The organism is Gordonia sp. i37 (genome assembly GCF_002043085.1).
Lineage (GTDB): Bacteria > Actinomycetota > Actinomycetes > Mycobacteriales > Mycobacteriaceae > Gordonia > Gordonia polyisoprenivorans.
Map to the genome: position 1 here is coordinate 1 of NZ_MVPX01000081.1, position 544 is coordinate 544.

The following is a 544-nucleotide window of genomic DNA, read 5'->3' on the forward strand; positions in this document are numbered from 1 at the left end:
GCCCCCCCCGCCGCGGGTGCGCCCGCACCGAGCGCCCCCACGCCGGACGGCCCGGAGACAGCACCCTGGTCACCGTCACCGACGTCGGGCGCGTTCCCCCGGTCGCAGAATCCCCTCGCCGCACGGGGCCCGGCGACCGGGCCGGTCACCGAGCCCGGCCCGCGGGTCAGTCGTGGCGCGAGTTCGGGAGCGGCGAGTGGCATGCCGAGCTTTGCTCCGCCCCCGACCCGGGACTTCACTTCCGGTGACGTATCGCGTCGATTGCGGGACCAGCCGGCCGATCCCGCCTCGGCCGCCGCCGGTTCGGACGCCGGTGGCCCCGATCCGACCAGCCACGACCCGGCCACTGCGAACGCGGTCACCGGCATCATCCCGCTCGTCGACGATGCCGACGCGGCCGCCGATGCCGACGCAGCCGCCGACACCGAGGACGCAGCGCCCCGCAGCGGCCGGTTCGAGGAGGTCTTCGACGAGGACTTCGAGGCCTATCGATCGTTCGCCGACGTCGAGCACGCCGAGGAGGAGCCGAAGAAGAAGCGCCGCT

Annotated in this window: 1 protein-coding gene and 1 pseudogene; one reads left to right on the top strand and one right to left on the bottom strand. The window is 74.8% G+C overall.

The window, feature by feature from the left end; genetic code table 11:
* A partial coding sequence (locus B1964_RS30880; protein WP_253193871.1) for a hypothetical protein occupies positions 1-203 on the bottom strand: 203 nt, incomplete at its 3' end.
* Between B1964_RS30880 and B1964_RS30885 the strand changes: the two are divergent.
* A pseudogene (locus tag B1964_RS30885) lies at positions 202-544 on the top strand (DoxX family protein); the annotation flags it as partial. The gene B1964_RS30880 and the pseudogene B1964_RS30885 sit on opposite strands and share 2 nt — an antisense overlap.